Source organism: Mycobacterium sp. UM_11, assembly GCF_001414075.1.
Lineage (GTDB): Bacteria > Actinomycetota > Actinomycetes > Mycobacteriales > Mycobacteriaceae > Mycobacterium.
This window is the reverse complement of record NZ_LATC01000043.1, coordinates 1-15355: the sequence shown is the minus strand read 5'-3', so window position 1 is coordinate 15355 and position 15355 is coordinate 1. Positions and strand designations below refer to the sequence as shown.

At 69.2% G+C, this 15355-nt stretch carries 18 protein-coding genes and 1 pseudogene; 13 read left to right on the top strand and 6 right to left on the bottom strand.

What is annotated here, in order from left to right; translation table 11 throughout:
* Positions 1 to 16 precede the first annotated feature (16 nt).
* Positions 17 to 1180 carry a lactate 2-monooxygenase gene (locus WU80_RS12985; RefSeq protein WP_055403240.1) on the top strand — a complete coding sequence of 388 codons (1164 nt, stop codon included), beginning with the start codon at positions 17 to 19 and terminating at the stop codon, positions 1178 to 1180.
* Positions 1181 to 1213: 33 nt separating this feature from the next.
* Positions 1214 to 2110 carry a tyrosine recombinase XerC gene (locus tag WU80_RS12980; protein ID WP_055403239.1) on the top strand — a complete coding sequence of 299 codons (897 nt, stop codon included), beginning with the start codon at positions 1214 to 1216 and terminating at the stop codon, positions 2108 to 2110.
* Positions 2111 to 2134: 24 nt separating this feature from the next.
* On the opposite strand, the pseudogene WU80_RS12975 reads toward WU80_RS12980, so the two are convergent.
* Positions 2135 to 2605, bottom strand: a pseudogene (locus tag WU80_RS12975) (M23 family metallopeptidase); the annotation flags it as partial.
* Positions 2606 to 2882: 277 nt separating this feature from the next.
* Between WU80_RS12975 and rpsB the strand changes: the two are divergent.
* Genes rpsB through WU80_RS12960 form a run of 3 tightly spaced genes read left to right on the top strand, consistent with a single transcriptional unit; the run spans position 2883 to position 5976 of the window.
* Positions 2883 to 3719: a 30S ribosomal protein S2 gene (gene rpsB, locus WU80_RS12970; RefSeq protein WP_055403237.1), complete on the top strand. Its 837-nt coding sequence runs from the start codon at positions 2883 to 2885 to the stop codon at positions 3717 to 3719.
* Between the two features lie 12 nt (positions 3720 to 3731).
* A complete protein-coding gene (gene tsf / locus WU80_RS12965) occupies positions 3732 to 4547 on the top strand; it encodes a translation elongation factor Ts (protein ID WP_055403236.1) in 816 nt (271 codons plus the stop codon).
* A gap of 31 nt (positions 4548 to 4578) precedes the next feature.
* The gene (locus WU80_RS12960; protein WP_055403235.1) at positions 4579 to 5976 is read left to right on the top strand and encodes an amidase; all 1398 of its coding nucleotides are present in this window, start codon (positions 4579 to 4581) and stop codon (positions 5974 to 5976) included.
* Here WU80_RS12960 and WU80_RS12955 read toward each other — a convergent pair whose 3' ends face one another.
* The gene (locus WU80_RS12955; RefSeq protein ID WP_055403234.1) at positions 5977 to 6399 is read right to left on the bottom strand and encodes a MarR family winged helix-turn-helix transcriptional regulator; all 423 of its coding nucleotides are present in this window, start codon (positions 6397 to 6399) and stop codon (positions 5977 to 5979) included.
* 93 nt (positions 6400 to 6492) lie between these two features.
* Here WU80_RS12955 and WU80_RS12950 point away from each other — a divergent pair, with 93 nt between their 5' ends.
* Together WU80_RS12950 and WU80_RS12945 are read left to right on the top strand one after the other, a co-directional pair.
* Positions 6493 to 6906, top strand: coding sequence for a ChaB family protein (locus WU80_RS12950; RefSeq protein WP_055403233.1), 414 nt, complete (start codon positions 6493 to 6495; stop codon positions 6904 to 6906).
* A gap of 54 nt (positions 6907 to 6960) precedes the next feature.
* Positions 6961 to 7284: a DUF2795 domain-containing protein gene (locus WU80_RS12945; RefSeq protein ID WP_055403232.1), complete on the top strand. Its 324-nt coding sequence runs from the start codon at positions 6961 to 6963 to the stop codon at positions 7282 to 7284.
* Between the two features lie 12 nt (positions 7285 to 7296).
* Here the strand turns inward: WU80_RS12945 and WU80_RS12940 are convergent, their stop codons facing one another.
* Entirely contained in the window at positions 7297 to 8136 is an 840-nt protein-coding gene (locus tag WU80_RS12940; RefSeq protein WP_055403231.1) for an SDR family oxidoreductase, read from the bottom strand.
* A gap of 51 nt (positions 8137 to 8187) precedes the next feature.
* The gene (locus WU80_RS26105) at positions 8188 to 8358 is read right to left on the bottom strand and encodes a hypothetical protein (RefSeq protein ID WP_197281239.1); all 171 of its coding nucleotides are present in this window, start codon (positions 8356 to 8358) and stop codon (positions 8188 to 8190) included.
* Between the two features lie 309 nt (positions 8359 to 8667).
* Here WU80_RS26105 and WU80_RS12935 point away from each other — a divergent pair, with 309 nt between their 5' ends.
* Positions 8668 to 9228: an MPT63 family protein gene (locus tag WU80_RS12935; RefSeq protein WP_055403230.1), complete on the top strand. Its 561-nt coding sequence runs from the start codon at positions 8668 to 8670 to the stop codon at positions 9226 to 9228.
* Between the two features lie 105 nt (positions 9229 to 9333).
* Positions 9334 to 10269 (top strand): lysophospholipid acyltransferase family protein, encoded by a 936-nt coding sequence (locus WU80_RS12930; protein WP_055403229.1) that lies wholly within the window; start codon positions 9334 to 9336, stop codon positions 10267 to 10269.
* 22 nt (positions 10270 to 10291) lie between these two features.
* Here WU80_RS12930 and WU80_RS12925 read toward each other — a convergent pair whose 3' ends face one another.
* Positions 10292 to 11038, bottom strand: a complete 747-nt coding sequence (locus tag WU80_RS12925; RefSeq protein WP_055403228.1) for a response regulator transcription factor — start codon at positions 11036 to 11038, stop codon at positions 10292 to 10294.
* Between the two features lie 132 nt (positions 11039 to 11170).
* Entirely contained in the window at positions 11171 to 11407 is a 237-nt protein-coding gene (locus WU80_RS12920; RefSeq protein ID WP_055403227.1) for a CsbD family protein, read from the bottom strand.
* A gap of 336 nt (positions 11408 to 11743) precedes the next feature.
* Here WU80_RS12920 and pyrH point away from each other — a divergent pair, with 336 nt between their 5' ends.
* From pyrH to rlmN, 4 genes are all read left to right on the top strand, one after another.
* Entirely contained in the window at positions 11744 to 12514 is a 771-nt protein-coding gene (pyrH, locus tag WU80_RS12915; RefSeq protein ID WP_055403226.1) for a UMP kinase, read from the top strand.
* A gap of 66 nt (positions 12515 to 12580) precedes the next feature.
* On the top strand, positions 12581 to 13138 hold the full coding sequence (frr, locus tag WU80_RS12910) for a ribosome recycling factor (RefSeq protein WP_055403225.1): 558 nt from the start codon (positions 12581 to 12583) through the stop codon (positions 13136 to 13138).
* A gap of 31 nt (positions 13139 to 13169) precedes the next feature.
* Positions 13170 to 14093, top strand: coding sequence for a phosphatidate cytidylyltransferase (locus WU80_RS12905; protein ID WP_082459849.1), 924 nt, complete (start codon positions 13170 to 13172; stop codon positions 14091 to 14093).
* A 42-nt stretch (positions 14094 to 14135) separates the two neighbouring features.
* Positions 14136 to 15248, top strand: a complete 1113-nt coding sequence (gene rlmN / locus WU80_RS12900) for a 23S rRNA (adenine(2503)-C(2))-methyltransferase RlmN (protein ID WP_055403223.1) — start codon at positions 14136 to 14138, stop codon at positions 15246 to 15248.
* Positions 15249 to 15355: the final 107 nt, after the last annotated feature.

The following is a 15355-nucleotide window of genomic DNA, read 5'->3' as shown; positions in this document are numbered from 1 at the left end:
GGCATCCTCTACTTCCATGGCGCATTTCGGGGACTACCAGAACGAGATCTACCTGCGCGGGCTGGGCGGAGTGGTGCCCCAGTTCCCGATGGCCTTCGCGGAGCTGGAGGCCAAGGCCGCAACGGCGCTGCCGCCGTCGGTGTGGTCCTACGTGGCGGGCGGCGCCGGCAACGAGCGCACCCAGCGGGCCAATTGCGAGGCCTTCGACCGGTGGGGGCTGATCCCGCGCATGTTCGTCGGCGCCGCCGAACGCGACCTGTCCGTCGAGCTGTTCGGCCTGACGCTGCCGGCACCGGTGTTCATGGCGCCCATCGGCGTCATCGGCATCTGCGCCCAAGACGGCCACGGCGACCTGGCCACCGCGCGGGCGGCCGCGGCCACCGGCGTCCCGATGGTCGCCTCCACGCTGACCGTCGACCCGATGGAAGACGTCGCCGCCGCCCTGGGCGACACCCCGGGTTTCTTCCAGCTGTACACGCCCAACGACCGCGAGATGGCCGCCAGCCTGGTGCAGCGCGCCGAAGCGGCCGGATTCAAGGGCATCGTCGTCACCCTCGACACCTGGGTGACGGGCTGGCGCCCCCGCGACCTGAGCACCTCCAACTTTCCCCAGCTGCGCGGGCACTGCCTGGCCAACTACACCAGCGACCCGGTCTTCCGCGCGAGCCTGTCACGCCCGCCCGAGGAGGACCCGCAGGGCGCCGTGCTGCGCTGGGTGCAGCTCTTCGGCAACGCGCTCACGTGGAATGACCTGCCCTGGCTGCGTTCGCTCACCGATCTGCCGCTGCTCGTCAAAGGCATCTGCCACCCCGACGACGCCCAGCGCGCCAGGGACGGCGGCGTCGACGGCATTTACTGCTCCAACCACGGCGGCCGGCAGGCCAACGGCGGCCTGCCCGCGCTCGACTGCCTGCCGGGCGTGGTCGAGGCGGCCGACGGCCTTCCGGTGTTGTTCGACTCCGGCGTGCGCAGCGGAGCCGACATCATCAAGGCGCTCGCGCTGGGCGCGACCGCGGTGGGCATCGGCCGGCCCTACGCGTACGGGCTGGCGCTCGGCGGGGTCGACGGCATCGTGCACGTGCTGCGGATGATGCTGGCCGAAGCCGACCTGATCATGGCCGTCGACGGGTATCCCGAGCTGAAAGATCTCACCCCGGACACGCTGCGGCGCGTCGACTGAGCGAAACCGGCGGCGCCTGCCAACGTTTCAGCTGTGGAGGCCGTCCTCGAGGAGTTCGACCAGTACCTGGAGCTGCAATGCGGCCGGTCGGCGCACACGCGCCGGGCCTACCTCGGCGACCTGCGCTCGCTGTTCGCTTTCCTCGAGGACCGCGGCGCCGGGCTCGACGGGCTGAGCCTGCTTCTGTTGCGGTCGTGGTTGTCGGCCGCGGCCACGGCCGGCGCGGCCCGCACGACGCTGGCCCGTCGCACCTCGGCGGTCAAGGCCTTCACCGCGTGGGCGGTGCGGCGCGGCCTGCTGACGGGCGATCCCGCGGCCCGGCTGCAGGTGCCGAAGGCGCACCGCACCCTGCCGGCGGTGCTGCGCCAAGACCAGGCGCTCGATGCGATGGCCGCCGCGAAATCTGGTGCCCAACAAGGGGATCCGATGGCGTTGCGGGACCGGCTGATCGTCGAGATGTTGTACGCCACCGGGATCCGGGTCAGCGAGCTGTGCGGCCTGGACATCGACGACGTGGACGCCCACCACCGGCTGATCCGGGTGCTCGGCAAGGGCAACAAGCAGCGCACGGTGCCGTTCGGGACGCCGGCCGCCGAGGCGCTGCGCGCCTGGCTGGACGAGGGCCGGCCCGCCCTGGCGACGGCCACCTCGGGGCGGGCCCTGCTGCTGGGCGCGCGGGGCCGGCGGCTCGACGTGCGCCAGGCCCGCACCGTCGTTCACCAGACCGTCGCGGCGGTGGACGGCGCACCCGACATGGGGCCGCACGGCCTGCGGCACAGCGCGGCGACGCACCTGCTCGAAGGCGGGGCCGACCTGCGGGTGGTCCAGGAGTTGCTAGGCCATTCCAGCCTGGCGACCACGCAGCTCTACACCCATGTCGCCGTCTCCCGGCTGCGGGCGGTGCACGATCAGGCGCACCCGCGTGCCTGAGCGCGGGCGGCGACCTCAGCCCCGCAACGGCTTGAGCCGGATCGGCGTCGACTTCACCAGGCCCACCGGATCGACGTAGTGGGCGCCGGACGCCGGACCCCACATCGCGCCCCAGTGCAGGCAGGCCGCGGCCGGGCAGCCCGCGTGCCCGGCGTCCAGCGTGCCGATCACGGTCGCCGCGGTCACCGACTGACCCACCGACACCGCCGCCCGGACCGGCTCGTAGCTGGTCCGCAACCCGCCCGGGTGCGCCAGCGACACCACCGGCCGGCCGGCCAGCTGCCCGGCGAACACCACGGTGGCATCGCCCGCGGCGTACACGCGCTGACCAGGCGCGCCGGGCAGGTCGACCCCGCGGTGCCCGGGCTTCCAGTCCGGTGCCGGGGCGTCGAATCCGCGGGCGACGGGCGGGGCGGGCCGCAGCGGCCAATCCAGCCGAGGACCGTCCGCAATTGCCGGCGCCGCGCTGAGCACCGCCAGACCCAGCAGCGGCCAGAAAACCCGTCGCATCGGCTCAGTTCATCGCCGGGCGGTCCCCCGCACCACTCAGCCCGCCCGGTGCTGTGCAAAACCACCTGCTGAGTCGGTGTAAACTGCTGGTCGCAGCTCGTTCGCGGGCTGACTTCGCGCGTCTGCACCGCGTCTCCCGTATCACTAGGAGTTCGCACCGCATGCCGAGCGGTCCCCTGACGGGGTTCGGCATCGCAGCAGGCGCCAGGGCCCGGCTTCACCCGACGCCGGGCGACAACCGAAACAAAGGAATGGCATCACCATGGCCGTCGTGACCATGAAACAGCTGCTGGACAGCGGCACCCACTTCGGGCACCAGACCCGGCGCTGGAACCCCAAGATGAAGCGGTTCATCTTCACCGACCGCAACGGCATCTACATCATCGACCTGCAGCAGACGCTGACCTTCATCGACAAGGCGTACGAGTTCGTCAAGGAGACCGTCGCCCACGGGGGGTCGGTGCTGTTCGTCGGCACCAAGAAGCAGGCGCAGGAATCGGTCGCCGCCGAGGCGACCCGCGTCGGCATGCCGTACGTGAACCAGCGCTGGCTGGGCGGCATGCTCACCAACTTCTCGACCGTGCACAAGCGGTTGCAGCGCCTCAAAGAGCTCGAGGCGATGGAGCAGACCGGCGGCTTCGAGGGTCGCACCAAGAAGGAAATCCTGATGCTGACCCGGGAGAAGAACAAGCTGGAGCGCAGCCTGGGCGGTATCCGCGACATGGCCAAGGTGCCCTCGGCCATCTGGGTCGTCGACACCAACAAGGAGCACATCGCCGTCGGCGAGGCCCGCAAGCTTGGTATCCCGGTCATCGCGATCCTGGACACCAACTGCGACCCCGACGAGGTCGACTACCCGATCCCGGGCAACGACGACGCGATCCGCTCGGCCGCGCTGCTGACCAAGGTGATCGCCTCCGCGGTCGCCGAGGGGTTGCAGGCCCGCGCCGGGGTCGGCCGCGGCGACGGCAAGCCCGAGGCTTCGGATTCGCTGGCCGCCGAGCCGCTGCCCGAATGGGAGCAGGAACTGCTGGCCTCCGCTGCCGCCAGCGCCCCCACCGACGCGGGCGCACCCGAATCGACAACAGACCCTTCATAGGAAGGTTGACCATTGGCCAACTTCACCGCCGCCGACGTCAAGAAGCTTCGGGAGCTCACCGGCGCCGGCATGCTCGACTGCAAGAACGCGCTGGCCGAGAGTGACGGCGACTTCGACAAGGCCGTCGAGGCGTTGCGCATCAAGGGCGCCAAGGACGTCGGCAAGCGCGCCGAGCGCGCCACGGCCGAGGGTCTGGTCGCGACCAAGGGCGGCGCGCTCATCGAGCTGAACTCCGAGACCGACTTCGTCGCCAAGAACGCCGAGTTCCAGAAGCTCGCCGACGACATCGTCGCCGCGGCCGCCGACTCCAAGGCCACCGACGTCGACGCGCTCAAGGCCGCCACGACCGGTGGCAAGACGGTCGAGCAGGCCATCGCCGACCTGTCGGCGAAGATCGGCGAGAAGCTCGAGCTGCGCCGCGTCGCGTTCTTCGACGGCACCGTCGAGGCCTACCTGCACAAGCGTGCGGCCGACCTGCCGCCGGCCGTCGGTGTGCTGGTGGAATACACCGGTTCCGACGCGGAGGCCGCGCATTCCGTCGCGCTGCAGATCGCCGCGCTCAAGGCGCGCTACCTGTCGCGTGCGGACGTTCCCGAGGACGTGGTGGCCAGCGAGCGCCGCATCGCCGAGGAGACGGCCAAGGCCGAGGGCAAGCCCGAGCAGGCGCTGCCCAAGATCATCGAGGGCCGGCTGAACGGTTTCTTCAAGGACGCGGTGCTGCTGGAGCAGCCGTCGGTGTCCGACAGCAAGAAGACGGTCAAGGCGCTGCTCGACGAGGCCGGGGTGAGCGTCACGCGGTTCGTGCGCTTCGAGGTGGGCCAGGCCTAAGCCCCGCGCCTAGGCGGGTTAGCGTCGATCCATGCGACATGTGCACGCGTTCGGCGACGACGCCCTCGGTGATCTGGACGCGGTCGGCCTCGCCCACGCGATACAAGCCGGCTGGGTCAGCAGGGCGGAGGTGGTCGAGGCCGCCATCGCCCGCACCGAGGCCGTCGACCCGTTGCTCAACGGCCTGGCCTACGCCGCCTTTCAGCAGGCCCGAACGGCGGCGCCGGCGCAAGGTTTCTTTGACGGCGTGCCGACGTTCCTCAAGGACAACGTCGACATCGCCGGCCAGCCGACGATGCACGGCACCGACGCGTGGACGCCGTGGAACGCCACCTCCGACGGCGAGTTCACCCGCCTGTTCCTGGCCACCGGGCTGGCGCCCGTCGGCAAGACGCAGCTGTCGGAATTCGGTTTCAGCGCGTCGGCCGAGCACCCCCGCCTGGGGCCGGTCCGCAACCCGTGGAACACCGATTACAGCGCCGGCGCGTCGTCATCGGGCTCGGGGGCCTTCGTCGCCGCGGGCGTGGTGCCGATCGCCCACGCCAACGACGGGGGCGGATCGATCCGCATTCCCGCGGCCTGCAACGGCCTCGTGGGCCTGAAGCCGTCGCGCGGGCGGCTGCCGCTGGACCCGCACCTGCGCCGGATGCCGGTGGGCATCGTCGCCAACGGTGTCCTGACCCGTTCGGTGCGCGACACCGCGGCGTTCTACCGGGAGGCCGAACGCATTTGGCGCAACCCGAAACTGGCGCCGATCGGCGACGTCACCGGCCCGGGCAGGCAGCGGTTGCGGATCGCGGTGGTGACCCGCTCGGTCCAGCGCGAATGCAGCCCTCAGGTGCGGGAGCTGACGCTGAAATCGGCCGGGCTGCTCGAGGAGTTGGGCCACCGCGTCGAGCACCTGGACGAGCCCCCGGTGCCGGCCAGCTTCGTCGACGATTTCGTCCTGTACTGGGGATTTTTGGCGCTGGCCCAGGTGCGCAGCGGGCGGCACCTGTTCGGCAAGACCTTCGACCGCACCCGGTTGGACAGCCTCACGCTCGGCCTGGAGCGGCACACCGCCCGAAACCTGCACCGGCTCCCGCCGGCGATCATGCGGCTGCGCCGGATTCGCCGGCGCACCGCGCGGCTGTTCGGCACCTACGATGCGGTGCTGACCCCGACGCTCGCCGAAGAGACGCCGAGGATCGGGTATCTCGCCCCCACCGACTACCGCCAGGTGATGGACCGGCTGACCGACTGGGTCGCGTTCACGCCGCTGCAGAACGTCACCGGCGAACCGGCGCTCTCGGTTCCGCTGGAGCAGTCAGAAGACGGCATGCCGGTGGGCATGATGCTCTCCGCCGACCTCGGCCAGGAGGCGCTGCTGCTCGAGCTGGCCTACGAACTCGAGCAGGCACGGCCCTGGGCGCGCATCCAGGCGGCGTGATCAGCCGTCGGAGCCGAGCTTGTCGAGCATCCGCTTGAATTCGCGCTGCTGAGGTTCGGTCAGCTTGGCCAGGATGCGGGCGTCGGCGGTGCGCACCGCGCCCTCCGCCCGCTTCAGCAACGCGCGGCCCTGGCCGGTCAGCGTGGCGGGCAGCGCGCGACCGCTGGACACCGATGTCGGACGCTCCACGGCGCCAATGTCTTCCAGCTTGCGCAACACCGTGTTCATCGCCTGCGGCGTGACGCTCGCCTGCCGGGACAATTCGGCGCTGGACATGCCCGGAGCTATGGAAAGCATTCGCATGCAGACGAATTCGGGCAGGGTCAGCCCGAGCGGGCCCAACACGGCGGAAACCTCGGGTCGCAGCAAACTCGCCACCCGGTACAGCAGGTAACCGAGCGGGGCGTCTTCGGCCTGAACCATGTCAACCATATTGACATACTTCGCGCGATCACTGGGACCTTCGGCGCACAAAGTCCTGATTGCCGGCCCGGCAGACGGGTAACCCAAGTTCTTATGCCCAAGACGACGAAAGGCGGCAAGCCGAAGAAAGACGAATTGCCGAGCACTTTGCGGCGTTCCAACGCCAAAGCGCAACGTACGTTCGCCAAGACGCATGACGCGGCCGCCGACGAATACGGCAGCGAAGAGCGCGCCCACCGGGTGGCCTATTCGGCCCTCAAGCACAGCTTCGAAAAGGTCGGCGACCATTGGGAGCCCAAGGCGAAGAAGGGCCCGTCCGACGAGCGCGCCAAGAGCGGTGGCCCACGCGCCTCGGGCGAGACCGCCGAGGGCGTGGACGCGAACGCCAGCAAGAAGCATCTGCTCGACCTGGCCCGGCGGCTCGAGATCAGGGGCCGGTCGACGATGAGCAAGGCGGAGCTGGTCGACGCGATCAAGAAGCACAACCGCAGGGTGCGCGGCCGCTGAGAAACGTGTCCTGCGACTCGTTTAGACCAAGGGCCACCGGGCATCCCGACAGCCATGGTTGCGTCCACCACCCGAAGTCAGTTGCGCCAGTGCCTCAACGATGTGGACTTCCCGGCGGACAAGCAGGACCTGCTTGACGCCGCCGGCCGCAACGGCTGCGACGACGACACGATCCGCACGCTGCGGGGCATTCCGCCCGAGACCTACAACAACGCCGCCCAGGTGGCCGCGTCGGTCACCATCGCCGACGATCGCGACACCCAGGGCAGGGCCGCGGCGCGTCGCACCCACACCAAGCCGGGCCTGGCCGAGAGCGCGAAGGACATCGGAGTCCAGAGCCCCATCGTCGAAGAACTCGGCGAGAACCGCGGCTCCTAATAGCCTGCCGCGCTAGAGAATTGGCCGCCCTCCGGTCACGGCCACCCGCGCGCCGGAGATGTAGCTGGCGTCGTCGCAGGCCAGCAGCACATAGACGGGTGCGAGCTCGGCGGGTTGGCCGGCACGCCCCAGCGGGGTGTTGTCACCGAACGATTCGACGCTGTCCGGCGGCATGGTCGAGGGGATCAGGGGCGTCCATATCGGACCGGGGGCCACGCTGTTAACCCGAATTCCCTTTTCGCCCAACAGCTGAGCGAGGCTGGCCGAGAAGTTCGCGATCGCGGCCTTGGTCGCCGCGTACGGCGCAAGCGTGGGGTTGGGCGTATCCGAGTTGACCGACGAACTGCCGATGATCGACGACCCTGCGCCCATGTGCGGCACGGCCGCCTTGGCGAGGTAGAAGTAAGCGCCGACGTTGAGCCGGAACGTGTAATCCCATTCCTCATCGGTGATTTCGTCGAGGCTCTTGTGCATCATCTGGTAGGCGGCGTTGTTGACCAGGATGTCGATGCCGCCGAGTTCCTGCACGGCGCGATCGACCACGGCGCGGCAGTGCGCCGCATCCGACAGGTCCCCGCGCACCAGCACGCACTTGCGCCCCGCATCCTCCACGTAGCGGGCGACGTCGCGGGCGTCGTCGTCCTCGTAGAGATAGGAGATCAGCACGTCGGCGCCCTCGCGCGCGAACGCGATCGCGACCGCGCGACCGATGCCGCTGTCCCCGCCGGTGATGATCGCCCGCTTGCCCGTGAGTTTTCCCGAGCCCTGATAAGTGTTTTCGCCGCAATCGGGAACCGGCGTCATCTTCGCCTGCACTCCCGGGGCGGTTTGTTGCTGAGGTGCAAAGCCCATCGGTTTCCCCTTATTCGTGATCGAGAAATATTGCCGGCAAACGCGCGCGGTTTACCGTTGGCTTGGGCCCGCGGTGGGAACGTCGGGATCGTCGTCGGCCGGCGGTTCGGGGTCACGCCATTCTTCGGCGCGGCTCGACCTGTTACCGCGCAGCGTGCCCTCCAATTCGTGCTTGAGTTCCTCGTCCTCGCGCGGACTGTGCTTCGAGCTGCCGCGTTCCATGACGGCCCCTTTCGTCCTCGTCGCCTTCGCCTGGCTCCGACTACCCGCCTGGGCTGGGGCTAATCGCTCGTCCCGGGGGCCGCGGTGGCCGGCGGCGCGTCGATGCTGCGACGTGAATAGCGATACGGATGTGAATAACTGATGCGAAAGATGCTGTCCAACAAAACAACCGCGTTCCGGCAGCTAACGGCCCGGAAATTGCGAATTTACGCGAACGCACATGTTTAGAGCGGACGGCTAATGGATATGTGGCGCCTAGTGCGTATTGCCCTTACGGGGGGCGATTGTTCGACACGAAAGGAATGAGCAATGAAGGTCAGCAAGACGGCCGTCAAGACCGCTGCCGCTGCCGGGGGTATCGCGGTGGCAAGCGTTTTCGCCGCGGCGACGGCGTCCGCCGCACCGCCCAACATCCAGGGTTTCGGCACCAGCGAGCAACTCGTCGACGGGCCGCTGGTCACCAACTACACGGTGAGCAACCTGCAGCCCAGCAACGTCGCCATCCCCGGGTACACGCCCAAGGGAACGCTCTACCAGGCTGACGTCACCGCCCGGTCGGACGGCGGGCTGGTGACCCCGATGGTCAACGACTTCATCGCGCGCGGCCCCAACGGCCAGAACTACCGCGTGATCGACAAGGTGGGGGCGCCGAACGGCCTCAACCCCGCACCCATCCCGCAGGGCAGCGAGTCCACCGGGACGCTGTACTTCGACGTGACCGGCGCGCCCCCGAACGGCGTCGTCTACAACGACGGACTGCAGGACATCCTGATGTGGACGTCGAACGTGCCGAGCGCCGCTGCGCCGGGGGCCCCGAGCCCTAGCCCGAGCCCCGCGCCCGGTGCTCCGCCCAGCCCGACACACACCTAATCCGGCTTGCGGAAAAGCTCCCCGCGTCGCGTGCGACGCGGGGAGGTCCGCTTTTAAGGGCCCGGGTGTTGCATCGTGTGGGCGCGAATCGGGTACCCGGCAGCTATGAGTAACCCCGATCACAGGCCGGCCGACGTTCGCAAGCAGGCGCAACGGAACGCGGAGCGAGCGCGTTCGACCATGGAGGAGAAGCGCAGCGATCAGCGGGGTGGGGTCAGCGGCTGGGTCGCCGAGCGCGCGGGCAGGTGGGACCTCAGCGGGCAGGACGAGAAGACCCTGCAGCGGCAGAAGTATCTGTGGAATGTGCTGGTGGACTATTGGTTTCGCATGGAAATCGACGGCTGGGAGAACATCCCGGAACCGCCGGCGCTGCTGATCGGGATCCACTCCGGCGCTCCCTTCGTATGGGATGCCTGGACCGTCGGCCTGCAATGGTGGCGGCGGTTCGGGCAGGAACGCCCGCTGCACGGCACCGCTCACGACGCGTTGATGGCGATCCCGGTGATCGGCCGGTATTTCCGCTCGATGGGGGTGCTGCCGGCCGCCCCCGACGCGATCGCCACCGCCTTGGCCGAAGGGCGGGACGTGGCGCTGTGGCCCGGCGGGGAGGTGGATTCGCTGCGCCCGTGGACCGAGCGTGACCAGGCCAACCTGGCGGGCCGAAAAGGCTTCGTGAAGATGGCCATTCGGGCCGGCGTGCCGATCGTGCCGATCGCCACGGTCGGCGGCGGCGACGCCATGCCGGTGCTGATCCGCGGCGACAAGCTGTCGAAAGCCCTACAGCTGGACCGCCTGCTTCGCCTCAAGGTGTTCCCCTTGGCGGTTTCCCTGCCGTGGGGGATCGCCCCGGCGGCGCTGCCGCAGCTGCCGCTACCGGCCAAGATCAGGACCCGGTTCATGCCTCCCGTGGAGCTCGACCACGATCCGGCGCGCGCGGATGACGAGTCCTACATCGACCGCAAGTACAACGAGGTCCAGGACGCCATTCAGGATGGAATGGACGCGCTCGCACGCAAGCGCGCCTTCCCACTGTTCGGCTGAAAGGTGTACTGCCACAAGAAGATCAACTCGCCGGCGTCAACCCCGGGTCGGGCGCGGGCTGAGTCGTCGCCCCCGTGGGCGTCGTCGCCGCCTCGCTGACGATCCATTCCGGATGCGGGGGAGTCGCCGCCTGGTAACCGACGCCCCGGACGGTGCCGATCATCGACTGATGCTCGGCACCGAGCTTGGCGCGCAGGCGCCGGACGTGGACGTCGACGGAACGGACCCGGCCGTTGCAGTCATAGCCCCACGCCTCGTGCATCAGGCGGGTGCGGGTGAACGGCCGGCCGGCGTGCTGCACCAGGAAACTCAGCAGCTTGAACTCGGTCAGCGTCAGACCCAGGTCCTTGCCCTGAAGCGACCCGGTGAAACTCGTCGGGTGCAACAGCAAGGGCCCGTATCTCAGGCTGCCGTCCACGGCGCTGCGCCGGTGGGCGATCGCGCGTCCCAGCCGCTCCTGCAGCTCGTCCGCGTCGGCGCCGGGTGGCACGACATCGTCGACGGTCCAGTCCCCGCCGACGGCCACCTCGCCGGCCGGTGCCACCAGGGCCACCACCGCGGTGGCGGGTGCGTCCGTCGTCAGGCGACGGCACGCGGTCTGGGCCGCCGCGGCGTCGCCACGAGCGTCGACTATCGCCACGTCCCCGCAATTGGCCGGGCCGTGTCCGTCATCGGTGAGCGGTGCGCGCCGCATGGTCCGCGCGAACGAATTCAGGTGCGGCAGAACGCGATCGAAGTCGTCCGCGTCGGTCAGCAACAGCACGTCCAAACGACATCTCCGAAACTTGTGGTTCTGCCAGCGCAGCGCTGAATACCCGCTCGTCGGGAAACTATGCAAGCCCCCCAAAAAGGTCGATGGGCCCGGTCCGTGTGCACAGACCGAGCCCATCCTCCCAGCAAGCTACTGATTGGCCTTCTGGCGCTGCTCAGCCGCCTCGGCGCCGCCTCGCGCCGCCTCGGCCTCGGCTTCCTTCTTCGCCGCGTCGCGCTGTGCCTCCGCCTTGTCCTGCTGGGCCTGGCCCTCGCGGGTGAGGTCGTCACGACCCGCCACCGCGCCAACGGCCTCCTTCGCCTTGCCCTTGACGTCCTCGACGACGCCCTTGACGGCTTCAGCAGGTCCCGAGTTGTTGTCCGCCATGGATCAGTTCCTCCTAGTAGGCGTACTTTGAGCGATCCGCCGGCCGCCACGCGGCCGGTCCGGTCCTACGGCGAGGCCGGCCCTTGTTTCTCAAGACCGAAGATTCCCGCCGCGATGGTGCGGATTCCCCCAGTCGGCCGTCGCTCAAACATCCGTGGTCCGACGGGCGTCCGCCGCCGGTGTCAGCTGGGCCGATAGCCGCGAAAAGCCGCCAGCATCGCCAACTCTGCGCATAACGCACCCCACCGGCACCGCGTTGTGCTGCGATGAGGCAGGATGTGAAATGCCGTTCCGGATGAGCTCACGCCGGGATGGCACTCTCATGCGAGGAGCCTGATGACGGAGTCCAGGGAGCCCACGGCGCCGGAGAATGGATCAGTTGCCGGGCAGTCGCGCACGCGGCCCAAGTACTCCAGGGTCCTGCTGAAGCTGGGCGGCGAAATGTTCGGCGGCGGCCAGGTCGGGCTGGATCCCGACGTCGTGGCACGGGTGGCCCGCCAGATCGCCGAGGTGGTCCGCGACGGTGTTCAGGTCGCGGTCGTCATCGGTGGCGGCAACTTCTTCCGGGGCGCGCAGCTGCAGCAGCGCGGCATGGAACGCACCCGTTCGGACTACATGGGCATGCTCGGCACCGTGATGAACAGCCTGGCGCTGCAGGACTTTCTGGAAAAGGAAGGCATCGTCACGCGCGTGCAGACCGCGATCACCATGGGGCAGGTCGCCGAGCCCTACCTACCGCTGCGGGCGGTTCGCCACCTGGAGAAGGGCAGGGTGGTGATCTTCGGGGCCGGCATGGGGCTGCCGTACTTCTCCACCGACACCACGGCCGCGCAGCGGGCGCTTGAGATCGGCGCGGAGGTGGTCTTGATGGCCAAGGCGGTGGACGGGGTGTTCTCGGCGGACCCGCGGGTGAATCCGCAGGCCGAGCTGATCGCCGCGATCAGTCACCGCGAGGTGATCGACCGGGGGCTGCGAGTGGCCGATGCCACGGCGTTCAGTCTGTGCATGGACAATGGCATGCCGATCCTGGTGTTCAACCTGCTGACCAATGGCAATATCGCCCGCGCGGTCGCCGGTGAGAAAATCGGGACACTGGTCACCACCTGAGGGGAAGAGCGAAGAAATGCGCGCTGGCGACGATGCAGAACGCAGTGATGAGGAGGAGCGGCGCAAATGATTGACGAGGCTCTCTTCGACGCTGAAGAGAAAATGGAGAAGGCCGTAGCGGTGGCCCGTGACGACTTGTCAACCATTCGGACCGGCCGCGCCAACCCGGGCATGTTCTCCCGGATCGCCATCGACTACTACGGCGCCACCACCCCCATCACGCAGCTGGCCAGCATCAATGTGCCCGAGGCGCGGCTCGTCGTCATCAAGCCCTACGAGGCCAGCCAGCTGGGCGCCATCGAAACGGCGATCCGCAACTCCGATCTGGGCGTCAACCCCACCAACGACGGCACCCTGATCCGGGTGGCCGTGCCGCAGCTCACCGAGGAACGCCGCCGCGAGCTGGTCAAGCAGGCCAAGGGCAAGGGCGAGGACGCCAAGGTTTCGGTGCGCAACATCCGCCGCAAGGCGATGGAGGAGCTGCACCGCATCCGCAAGGACGGCGAGGCGGGCGAGGACGAGGTCGGTCGGGCGGAGAAAGACCTCGACAAGACCACGCACCAGTACGTCACCCAGATCGAAGACCTGGTCAAGCACAAAGAAGGCGAGCTGCTGGAGGTCTAGCGGCCCCCAGTAGCTGAGTTCACCCAGGTCCGTGGCAACCACCGGCGCAGCCAGCCCGCCCGACGAGCCGGCGCGTGAGGCTGAGGAAACCACGTCGCCGCCGGCCAAGAAGACGTCCCGGGCGGGACGCGACCTGCGCGCCGCCATCGCCGTGGGCACGGGCATCGGCGGCGTCCTCATCGTGACGCTGGTGTTCGCGCCGCGCTTCTGGGTGGCCATCGTCGCGATCGCCATTCCGGTCGCGACCCACGAGGTGGTGCGGCGGCTGCGCGAGGCCGGCTACGTGATCCCGCTGATCCCGCTGCTGATCGGCGGTCAGGCCACCGTCTGGCTGACGTGGCCCTACCACGCCGCCGGCGCCCTGGGCGGCTTCGGCGCCACCGTGGTGGTCTGCAACGTCTGGCGGCTGTTCATGCAGGACAACCGCAAACGGCCCGAGCCGTTCGCCGGGTCGCCGTCGGCCAACTACCTGCGCGACGCCTCCGCGACCGTGTTCCTGGCCGCCTGGGTGCCGCTGTTCGCCTCGTTCGGCGTCCTGCTGGTCTACCCGCAGGACGGCGCGGGCCGGGTCTTCTGCCTGATGGTCACCGTCGTCGCCTCCGACGTGGGCGGCTACGCGGTGGGCGTGCTGCTCGGCAAGCACCCGATGGTTCCGGCGATCAGCCCGAAGAAATCCTGGGAGGGGTTCGCCGGTTCGCTCTTCTTCGGCATCACCGCGGCGATCCTGACCGCGACTCTCCTGGCGGGCAAACCGCCCTGGATCGGCGCGCTGCTGGGTGTCGTGCTGGTCCTCACCTGCACGCTGGGCGATCTGGTCGAGTCGCAGATCAAGCGCGACCTGGGCATCAAGGACATGGGCCGGCTGCTGCCCGGCCACGGCGGCCTGATGGACCGGCTCGACGGCGTGCTCCCGTCGGCGGTCGCCGCGTGGATCATCCTGACGCTGCTTTCCTAGGTTTTCCGGCCAGCCCCTGAGGTGGCCGATACTGGACGGGTCATGGTCCAACAACTGGTCTTCACCGAACCCCGCCCCAGCAGGCCGCCGCGGCACCTGGCCGACCTCGACGCGGCCGGCCGCGCGTCCGCCGTCGCGGAGCTGGGCCTGCCCGCCTTCCGCGCCAAGCAGCTCGCGCAGCAGTACTACGGCCGGCTGATCGCCGATCCGCGCGAGATGACCGACCTGCCGGCGGCCGTGCGGGACCGGATCGCCGAGGCGATGTTCCCGCACCTGCTGACGTCGGCCGCCGAGGTGACGTGCGACGCCGGACAAACCCGAAAGACGTTGTGGCGCGGCACCGATGGGACGACGTTCGAGTCGGTGCTGATGCGCTACCCGCAGCGCAACACCGTGTGCATCTCGTCACAGGCCGGCTGCGGCATGGCCTGCCCGTTCTGCGCGACCGGGCAGGGCGGCCTGACCCGCAACCTGTCCACCGCGGAGATCCTGGAGCAGGTCCGGTCCGCGGCGGTCGCCCTGCGCGACGACTTCGGCGATCGGCTGTCCAACGTCGTGTTCATGGGCATGGGGGAGCCGCTGGCCAACTACGCCCGGGTGCTGGCCGCGGTGCGGGGCATCACCGAACCGCCGCCGCACGGCTTCGGCATCTCGGCCCGCTCGGTCACCGTCTCGACGGTCGGCCTGGCGCCGGCAATCCGCAAACTCGCCGACGAACGGCTCGGGGTGACGCTGGCGCTGTCGTTGCACGCGCCCGACGACGAACTGCGCGACACCCTCGTGCCGGTCAACAACCGGTGGAAGATCGCCGAGGCGCTCGACGCCGCCCGCTACTACGCCGACGTCACGGGCCGCCGGGTTTCGGTGGAGTACGCGTTGATCCGCGACGTCAACGACCAGCCGTGGCGGGCCGATGCGCTGGGCAAACGGCTGCACCGGGCGCTCGGCCCGCTGGTGCACGTGAACCTGATTCCGCTCAACCCGACTCCGGGCAGTGCGTGGGACGCCAGCCCCAAGCCGGTGGAGCGGGAGTTCGTGCGGCGGGTGCGGGCGCAGGGCGTCTCGTGCACGGTGCGGGACACCCGCGGGCGCGAGATCAGTGCCGCCTGCGGACAGCTGGCCGCCGAAGGCGGACAGCTGGCCGCCGAAGGCTGAACCGGGACGGCGTCCACCACGTCTAACAGGCATAGACCAGCAAACGAGGTGACGCCATGATTGTTCGGTTCCTGACCCCGCTCCGGCTGTCTCTTATACACATCTCC